General features: G+C 71.3%; 7 protein-coding genes and 1 pseudogene. 4 read left to right on the forward strand and 4 right to left on the reverse strand.

Annotated features, from left to right (window positions below):
- Window positions 1–276 (reverse strand): annotated as a pseudogene (locus O3Q52_RS43005) (hypothetical protein); the annotation flags it as partial.
- Window positions 277–753: 477 nt separating this feature from the next.
- Between O3Q52_RS43005 and O3Q52_RS43010 the strand changes: the two are divergent.
- The 3 genes from O3Q52_RS43010 (at window position 754) to O3Q52_RS43020 (ending at window position 4,779) form a co-directional block, all read left to right on the forward strand.
- Entirely contained in the window at window positions 754–1,761 is a 1,008-nt protein-coding gene (locus O3Q52_RS43010) for a LuxR family transcriptional regulator (RefSeq protein ID WP_269653965.1), read from the forward strand.
- Between the two features lie 36 nt (window positions 1,762–1,797).
- Window positions 1,798–2,283, forward strand: a complete 486-nt coding sequence (locus tag O3Q52_RS43015; RefSeq protein ID WP_269653966.1) for a DUF456 domain-containing protein — start codon at window positions 1,798–1,800, stop codon at window positions 2,281–2,283.
- A 150-nt stretch (window positions 2,284–2,433) separates the two neighbouring features.
- Window positions 2,434–4,779: a glycoside hydrolase family 95-like protein gene (locus O3Q52_RS43020; protein WP_269653967.1), complete on the forward strand. Its 2,346-nt coding sequence runs from the start codon at window positions 2,434–2,436 to the stop codon at window positions 4,777–4,779.
- Window position 4,780: 1 nt separating this feature from the next.
- On the opposite strand, the gene O3Q52_RS43025 is transcribed toward O3Q52_RS43020, so the two are convergent.
- Window positions 4,781–6,004: an SGNH/GDSL hydrolase family protein gene (locus tag O3Q52_RS43025; protein WP_269653968.1), complete on the reverse strand. Its 1,224-nt coding sequence runs from the start codon at window positions 6,002–6,004 to the stop codon at window positions 4,781–4,783.
- Window positions 6,005–6,106: 102 nt separating this feature from the next.
- On the opposite strand from O3Q52_RS43025, the gene O3Q52_RS43030 reads away from it, so the two are divergent.
- Complete coding sequence (locus O3Q52_RS43030) at window positions 6,107–6,478, forward strand: PPOX class F420-dependent oxidoreductase (RefSeq protein ID WP_266753744.1); 372 nt, start codon at window positions 6,107–6,109, stop codon at window positions 6,476–6,478.
- Window positions 6,479–6,514: 36 nt separating this feature from the next.
- Here O3Q52_RS43030 and O3Q52_RS43035 read toward each other — a convergent pair whose 3' ends face one another.
- The gene (locus O3Q52_RS43035) at window positions 6,515–6,997 is read right to left on the reverse strand and encodes a methylated-DNA--[protein]-cysteine S-methyltransferase (protein WP_269653969.1); all 483 of its coding nucleotides are present in this window, start codon (window positions 6,995–6,997) and stop codon (window positions 6,515–6,517) included.
- Window positions 6,994–8,406 carry a bifunctional transcriptional activator/DNA repair enzyme AdaA gene (locus O3Q52_RS43040; RefSeq protein ID WP_269653970.1) on the reverse strand — a complete coding sequence of 471 codons (1,413 nt, stop codon included), beginning with the start codon at window positions 8,404–8,406 and terminating at the stop codon, window positions 6,994–6,996. Before O3Q52_RS43040 ends, O3Q52_RS43035 begins: the two co-directional genes overlap by 4 nt.
- Window positions 8,407–8,633: the final 227 nt, after the last annotated feature.

Genomic DNA, 8,633 nt, shown 5'->3' on the forward strand with positions numbered 1-8,633 from the left:
GGCGCCGCTCCCCGGCTCGACCGGTTCCGAGCCGCTGCCCGGACGGCGGCGGCCTTCGGCCGGTGTTCGGGTGCGGGGTGGCGGGATTCCGGCGCCCGTGGCGGGCGTGGGCGGGGGCGCGTCGCCCGGGGCGCCCACGGTGTCCGACGCCGAGGCGAAGCGGTCGTCGAGGGAGTCGGCCGCGGCGGCGGGCCCTGTGTCCCCCGTGGAGTCGTCGTACAGCTGCCCCCACCAGTCGTCCTCTTGACCGGTGGGCTTCTCCCCCTGCTGGCTCATGCCCCTAATTGTCCACCGCGGAGGCCGGATGAAAACGGTGCATCCGGAAAAACCGGCCACGGGGTTGGGCGTCGAACGGCGATACGAAACCGCCGGGCGATCCCACCCCCCACGGGAGAACCGCCCGGCGGCGCCGGTGTGACCGCGGGCCCCGGCGCACGCCGTACGCCCGGGTCACCGTCTGAACGGCCGAGTTCCCCAGTTCTCCTGGGAGTCACCCGGTTCGGCCCTGAGTGTGACGCGCCTCCCTGAGGGACAGCTGTGCCCCGCGGTCGCGGCCCGTCCGCCGCCCCTCGCCCACCCACCGCGTACTCGGCCCGACCGCTCCCTGGCGGGTCCTCGCCACGGCCCGCGCGTCATGCTGCGGTGGCGCCACCTTGGCAGAGAGACGCAGGGTACGGCCATGATGTGCCGAGGCGGTTTTACGCCGTGGCCGTTTTCCGCCACGGCCCGGTCTTCGGGGAGGGGCGTCGCCGCATGCTGGGAGCGACAGGTCTGGCAGCGATAGGGCTGGACGAGACACACGAGTCGGCCTACCGGGCACTGGTGTCCGTGGGCGCCGCCGACGTGCCCGATCTCGCGAGACGGCTCACGCTGGGCGAGCACGACACCGAACGCGCGCTGCGCCGGCTGGAGCGGCACGGTCTCGCCGCCCAGTCCTCGGCCCGGCCGGGCCGTTGGGTCGCGGCGCCGCCCGGTGTAGCGATCGGCGCGCTGCTCACCCAGCGGCGCCACGAGCTGGACCAGGCGGAACTGGCGGCCGCGCTGCTCGCCGAGGAGTACCGTGCCCGGGCCGTCGAGCCCGCCGCGCACGACCTGGTCGAGGTGGTGACCGGCGCGGCCGCGGTCGCCCAGCGGTTCCTGCAGCTCCAGCTCGGTGCGAGCGAGGAGGTGTGCGCCCTGGTCACGGGGAACCCGGTCGTCGTCTCCGGCACCGACAACGAAGCGGAGGAGCAGGCCGCCGACCGCGGTGTCCGCTACCGCGTGGTGGTCGAGCGGTCGGTGCTGCACCTGCCGAACGGCATCGCCGAGCTGTCGGCCGCGCTCGGCCGCGACGAGCAGGTACGGGTCGTCGACACGGTGCCGACCAAGCTCGTGATCGCCGACCGCGCCCTCGCCATGGTGCCCCTGACCTCGCGGACCCTGGAGCCCGCGGCCCTCGTCGTCCACGCGAGCGGGCTGCTGGAATCGCTGTCGGGCCTGTTCGAGGCGGTGTGGCGGGACGCGCTGCCGTTGCGTCTGGGCGCGCCCGACGCGGTCACGGAGGAGGAGCGGGACGGGCCGGACGGCACCGACCTGGAGATCCTCTCCCTGCTCCTCGCAGGACTGACCGACGCGAGCGTCGCCAAGCAGCTCGACCTCGGCCTGCGTACCGTGCAGCGCCGGGTCAAACGGCTGATGGAACTGACGGGCGTGACGACCAGGCTCCAGCTGGGCTGGCACACGTACGAGAAGGGCTGGGTGGCCCGGGAGCGACAGGACTGACCTGCGGTTTCGCCCGCCCTCCCGCACTCTGGACAGATGGGAGCGTGGGAACTCCTGCCGGTCGGTGTGGTGCTGCTGCTCGGCCTGAGCGGAGTGCTGGTACCCGGCGCGCCCGGGTCGTGGCTGGTGTGGGCCGCGGTCCTGTGGTGGGCGTTCGAGGATCCGCAGGCGCTCTCGTGGGCCGTGCTCGTGGGCGCCACGGCCGTCCTGTTCCTGGCCCAGGTGATCCGCTGGCAGCTGCCGCCGCGCCGGCTGCGCGCGAGCGGCGCCACCCCGCGCATGGCGGCGTACGCGGGCGTAGGGGCCCTGCTCGGCTTCTTTCTCCTGCCCGTACTGGGCGCGATACCCGGCTATCTCGGCGGCGCCTATCTCGCCGAACGGCTGCGGCTCGGCGGCCACGGGGAGGCGAAGGCGTCCGTCCGCTCGGTGATGCGGGCGGGCGGGACCAGCGTGCTGGTGGAGCTGTTCGCCTGCCTGCTGATCGCGGGGGCGTGGCTGGGAGCTGTGATCTGGGGCCCGTGATCCCGCGCCGCGCACTCCACCCGCACAGTCCACACATCGGATCTCTCCCTTCATATTGACGCCATCTCGCACCTTCTCTACGTTGCGCCTTGGGATAGCTCCGATGAATCTCCGGAGCGCACGCAGTGGAACGAGCCGCCAGGAGGCGCAATGCCCAGCCCGTCCAGACGAACCGTGCTCGCCACCGGATCCGCCCTCGGCGGGACACTTCTCGCCACCGGCCTCCCGGCACAGGCGAGCGCGGCCGACCATGGAAGCGCCCCCGACGCCTCGTACGCCCCCTCCACGTCCTGCGACCCCTGGCGAACCGTCCTCGACGACGCCGACCTGGTCTGGGAGCGGATGCCGAAGACCTGGTACGAGGGCCCGTACCTGGGCAACGGCTTCCTGGGTTCCGGCATCTACGCCGAACCGGGCCGGGAGACCGAGGCCGTCCGCTTCAACATCCAGCACTCCGAAGTGCAGGACCACCGCCCGCAGTTCGGCTCCCTCTTCGGTCTCGCGCGGCTTCCCATAGGCCACTTCACTCTGGAGCCGGTGGGCGCGATCACCGGCCTCGACTGGCGACTCGGGCTGCGCGACGCCGAGTTGGCCGGCACGCTCACCACGGACCGCGGCACCCTCACGATCCGCGCCCTGATCCACACCACCCGCTCCGTCCTCGCCGTCGAGGTGACACCGAGCAAGGGCGAGCGCGACTTCCGGTGGGTGTTCCACCCGGCGGAGGCCATCAGCCCCCGTGCCGCGTTCAAACCGGTCCCGCCGGGATACGCGGGCAACCCGCCCGCCGCGATCGAGCAGCACGACGGCGTGTCCGCGGCCGTCCAGCCGCTCCTCTCCGGCGGCCAGCACGTCACCGCGTGGCGGGAGCGGACGCTGGGCTCCCGGCGGACCCTGTACGTCGACGTCGCGCACTCCTACCCGAAGTCGACGGCACTGCGGCAGGCCCTGGCCACCGTCCGCACGACCGCCCTCCTGCCGTACGACGCACTGGCGCTGACCCATCGCGCCTGGTGGCACGCCTTCTACCGCAAGAGCTTCCTCTCCCTCCCGGACACGCGCATCCAGCGCTTCTACTGGATCCAGCTCTACAAGACGGCGTCCGCTGCCCGTCGTGACGCTCCCGCGATGGCCACGAGCGGCCCCTGGCTGGAGCCCACGCCCTGGCCCGCGACCTGGTGGAACCTGAACGTGCAGCTTGAGTACTGGCTGATCCACGGCTCCAACCACCTCGAACTCGACGCCGTGACACGATCGTTGAGCGAGTTCCGCGACCACCTAAAGGCCGAGATGGCGCCCGCCTACCGCTCCGACTCGCTGGGCATCCCGCGCACCACCGACGCCTCGCTGGTCAACGGCGGTGCGACGGACCCCGTGCTCGGCTACGGCGTCGGCATCCCCGGCCAGGACCCACCGACTCCCGAGGTCGGCAACCTCACCTGGGCCCTGCACAACGTCTGGCTCAGCTACCGCCACACCATGGACGAGTCGATCCTCCGGGACGTTCTGTTCCCGCTCCTGCGCAAGGCGGTCAACTACTACCTGCACTTCCTGGAGCCGGGCGCCGACGGCAAGTTGCACCTCCCGGCGACCTTCTCACCCGAGTACGGCGGCAACTCCCGGGACTGCAACTACGACCTGATGCTGCTCACCTGGGGCTGCCGCACTCTCCTCGATTCCGCCGAACTCCTGGGCATCGACGACACGTTGGCGCCCCGCTGGCGCGAGGTCCTGGCCAAGCGGATCGCTTATCCGACCGACGCGAACGGCTTCATGATCGGTGCGGACATCCCCTTCGCGAAGTCCCACCGCCACTACTCCCACCTCCTGGCCGTCTACCCGCTGTACGAGCTGACGGGCGACACCCCGGACGAAAGGGCCCTGATCGAGAAGTCGTTGGCCCACTGGGTCGGCTTCGAGGGCGCCCTCCAGGGCTATACGTTCACGGGCGCGGCCTCGATGTCGGCGCTGCTCGGCAAGGGCGAGGACGCGCTCTCGTACCTGGGCCAGCTGATGACCCGCTTCATCCAGCCCAACACCATGTACAAGGAGTCGGGCCCGGTCATCGAGACCCCGCTCTCCGCCGCCCAGTCGGTCCACGACATGATCTGCCAGTCCTGGGGCGACGTCATCCGCGTCTTCCCCGCCGTGCCCGCCGCCTGGGCCGACCTGACCGTGCACGACTTCCGGACCCAGGGGGCCTTCCTGCTCAGCGCGGTGCGCAAGGCTGGGAAGACCCGCTGGGTCCGGCTGGTCAGTGAGGCGGGCGCCCCCTGCGTCGTACGGCATGGGATAGCCGGCGCGATCGAGGTGCGGGACGGGCGTGGACGGTCCCTGCGGTACGAGGCCGTGGGTGACGGGGTTGTCCAAGTCGCGCTGCGCAAGGGCGAGTCGGCGCTCATCACCGGGAAGGGTGACCGGCCGGATCTGCGCATCGTCCCTGTCGAGCCGAATCAGGAAGCCCCGCGGTGGGGGCTGCCGGCCTCCGCTCCGTGAGCTATCCCGCCAGGGTCTTCAGGTCGATGCTGTCGGCGAGTGCCCGCATACCCGCGTCGTTGAAGTGGAGGTGGTCGCCGGGGTCGTAGGCGGCCAGCATGCGGGACGGCCGGGACGGGTCGCGGACGACGGCGTCGAAGTCCGCGACCGCGTCGAACAGTCCACCGGTACGGATGATTCGGTTGACCTCCTGCCGTACGCGCTCCCGCTTGTCCGTGTATCCGCCGTAGCCGCCGAACGGGGTGAGCGTGGCACCGATGACCCGGATGCCTCGGGCGTGGGCGCGCCGCACGATCTCGCGGTACGCGGCGGCGAGGGCTGCCGGGTCGGTCTGGTTCGGCGCGCTCTTGATGTCGTTGATGCCCTCCATCACGATCAGCGTGCGTACGCCGGTGCGGGAGAGGACGTCGGCGTCGAACCGGGCCAGGGCGCTGGGGCCCCGGCCTTCGAGCAGCAGGCGGTTTCCGGCTACTCCTGCGTTCAGAACGCCCTGTTGACGGCGCGCGGGCAGGGCTCGGAGGCGCTCTGCGAGGCGGTCGGGCCAGCGTCTGTTGGTACTCGGTGTCGAGCCGGAGCCGTCGGTGAGGGAGTCTCCTAGCGCGACCACGCTCCCTGCGGGCTCCGGCCGCCGTACGTCGACTCCGCTCACGTAGTACCAGGAGCGCGTGGTTGCCGTGAACGCCGTACCTCTCGTGCTGGCGACCCGATTGCCTTTCGGAGCGATGAAGTTCGTCTGCAGGGCGTCTCGGTGGTAGGTGGCCGGGCCCGGGTCTCCGGGCGTGTGGAGGGTGACGAGGAGGTTCGTGGCTGCCGGGACGGCCAGCGGCACGGAGTCGCTCACCGCGTCCCTGCCCACCGGCACGGTGACCTTCTTCCGGCCGCCGAACGTGAGTGTCCGCATCGTGCCGGGGAGGGCGTCCGGGCTCTTGGGGGCGTTGCGCACCTGCCGGGCGAGGGTGGCTCCGCCGAGGGTCAGCGGGAGAGTGCCGAGGCGGTTCGAGATCCGTACGCGGACTGCCGTGCCGCCGACGCTCGTGTGGACGACGTTACGGATCGAGGCGCCGGGGAGGGCGGGTGTGGTACCGGAGGCCGAGCCTTCCCAAGTGCCGGTCCAGTGCGCGGGAGCCGTCCGCGCGAGGGGCTCCCGGCCTCCGTGGGCGGCCCCCGTACCCATCAGCGTGAGCGTCAGCGCTCCGGCCACGGCAACCAGCGTCTGTCTGACCATGCGTCACTGCCTTCCGCCGACGGAGCCCGGCGAGGTGCAGGTCTCCGGACCTAGGGCCAGGATCCGATGCGGAAGGCACGAAATCCGTGTTTGGCTGCAGCTATGACCGCATTCAGTGAAGCCGAACGGGTGTACCTAAAGTCCCAGCGGCTGGGTCGGCTGGCCACCGTCGATCAGCATGGGCAGCCGCAGGCCAACCCTGTGGGCTTCTTTCCGCAGGACGACGGCACGATCCTCGTCGGCGGATACGCCATGGGCACCACCAAGAAGTGGCGCAACCTCCAGAAGAACCCGAAGGTCGCCCTCGTCGTCGACGACATCGTCAGCCTCCGCCCCTGGAAGGTGCGCGGCGTGGACATCCGGGGCGAGGCCGAACTCCTCACGGGGCCACATGAGTTGGGACCGCACTTCAGTGAGGAGCTGATCCGGATTCACCCTCGGCGGATCCACAGTTGGGGGTTGGAGGAGGGGTGAGGGCTGAGGGGTCAGGGCTGAGGACTGGGCGGGGCGCTACTGTCCTTCCAGCCTCAGCAGCTGGAGCTTTCGCTCCAGGCCGCCCGCGTAACCCGTGAGCGATCCGTCCGCGCCGATCACCCGATGGCACGGGCGGACGATCAGCAGCGGGTTGGCACCGATCGCCCCGCCTACGGCCCGCACGGCGACACGCGACGCGCCGATCCGTGCGGCGATCTCTCCGTACGTGGTGGTCGCCCCGTACGGGACTGAGTCGAGCGCGTCCCAGACCTGCTTGCGGAAATCGGTACCGGTCGCCTTCAACTCCAGCTGGAACTCCTTGAGTTCACCGGCGAAGTAGGCCGCGAGCTGTTCTCGGGCGTCCCGGAAGAGCTCGGGCGCGGGGCACCAGTCCGGCTGGACTGTGCGGCCGCCCTTCTGTCCTGGGACCGAGAGGGAGGTCAGGGCCCCGGACTCGTCTGCTGTGAGCAGGAGTTGGCCTACGGGGCTGTCGAGCTGGGCGTATTGGATGTTCGTCATGATCGGTGCTCTTCCAGCTCGCTCGTGGTGGGTGGGGTCTGGCCGGCCGCTCTCAGATGGTGCAGGGCGTAGGAGCGCCAGGGACGCCAGGCGTCGGGGACGTCCTCGTCCGGTGGCGCCGCGTCGGGGTCGCCCAGGGCCCGGGTGCGGATGACTGCCACGGTCCGTGGATCCATGCCGGGCAGGGCGAGCAGCGTGGCCTGCGCCTCCTCTCGGTCGGCGCCCGGGTCCAGCCGCAGGGTGCCGTCGGCGAGCGCTGTGGCGAGTGCGCCCAGCGTGCCGCCTGCTTCCGCGAGTGCGGCCGGCTCGGGGAAGACATGCGTGAGCGTTCCGCAGGGCGCGTCCAGCAGCTTCCCGTACGCCCGCACCAGGCGCTCGGCCTCGTCCCGGCCGACCAGTGCGCGCACGGCCAGCTCCTCCGGGTCGGCTGCCCCGGGCGAACGCAGGCCGGGCCTGGCCGACACCAGCGGTGCCAGTCGTTCGTCGGCTCCCAGGCGCTCGTCCACTGCGTACGGATCGGAATCCAGGTCCAGGAGTCGCCTCATCCGCTGCACTGCGGTGGTCAGATCGCGCAGGTCGGTGAGATGCAGCCGGGCGTCGAGCCAGCCGCCTGTGTGCGCGGAGGCCCCGGACAGCCGCTCGCCGACGGCCACGATGCCCGTGCTGTACGGCAGCCGCAGGGTCCGGCGACAAGTACGGGAGCCCGCACCACCGGTCACCTCCTCGACTCCGGCGACAGCCTCGGCCGCCAGCAGGTCGAAGACCTCACCGGCCCGGTACGGGCCGCGGTAGGCCAGCCGCAACGGGATCCCGGCCGACGGAGTGGCCGCGCGACGCGAGGCGGCGCCGCGGCGGGGTGCGGCGGCGCGCAGCTCGGTCGGGGTCGAGGCGTACACCGTACGGATCGTGTCGTTGAACTGCCGCACGCTCGCGAACCCCGCCGCGAACGCGATCTCCGTGATCGGCAGCTCCGTGGTCTGCAGCAGCACCCTCGCGGTGTGTGCTCGCTGGGCCCGGGCCAGGGCGACCGGGCCTGCGCCCACCTCTGCGGTGAGCTGGCGCTGTACCTGGCGGGCGCTGTAGCCGAGTCGCACGGCGAGCCCGGCGGCTCCCTCGCGGTCCACGACGCCGTCGCCGATCATCCGCATCGCGCGCCCTACGACGTCCGCACGTACGTTCCACTCGGCGGAACCCGGTACGGCGTCGGGGCGGCATCTCCGGCATGCCCGGAACCCGGAACTCTGCGCGGCGGCGGCCGTCGCGTAGAACCGGACGTTCTCCCGCTTCGGCGTCACGGCGGGGCAGCTCGGCCGGCAGTAGATCCCTGTCGTCTCCACAGCGAAGAAGAACTCCCCGTCGAACCGGGCGTCCCTGCTCCGCACCGCTCCATACCTGGTCTCTTCGTCAATCACCCCTCCAGTCTGCGCCACCGCCACGCGGTCGACTGGCGGAAATCGGACGTGACGCTCGACGTCGGTGGGTGGGGCGGGGCCGTGCCGGTATGTCACGTTCGCGACTGCTGGGCATACGGCCCTGAGTTTCATTGGTGACCGTTTCCAGCGGGAGCTGTACGTCGCGAACGTTGACATACCGGCACGCCCCCGCCCCCGGTGCGTCGGCGTCTGCGGCCCGGTGG

Origin of the sequence: Streptomyces sp. ActVer (assembly GCF_027270795.1) — a bacterium.
In the GTDB taxonomy this organism is placed as follows: Bacteria; Actinomycetota; Actinomycetes; order Streptomycetales; family Streptomycetaceae; genus Streptomyces; species Streptomyces umbrinus_A.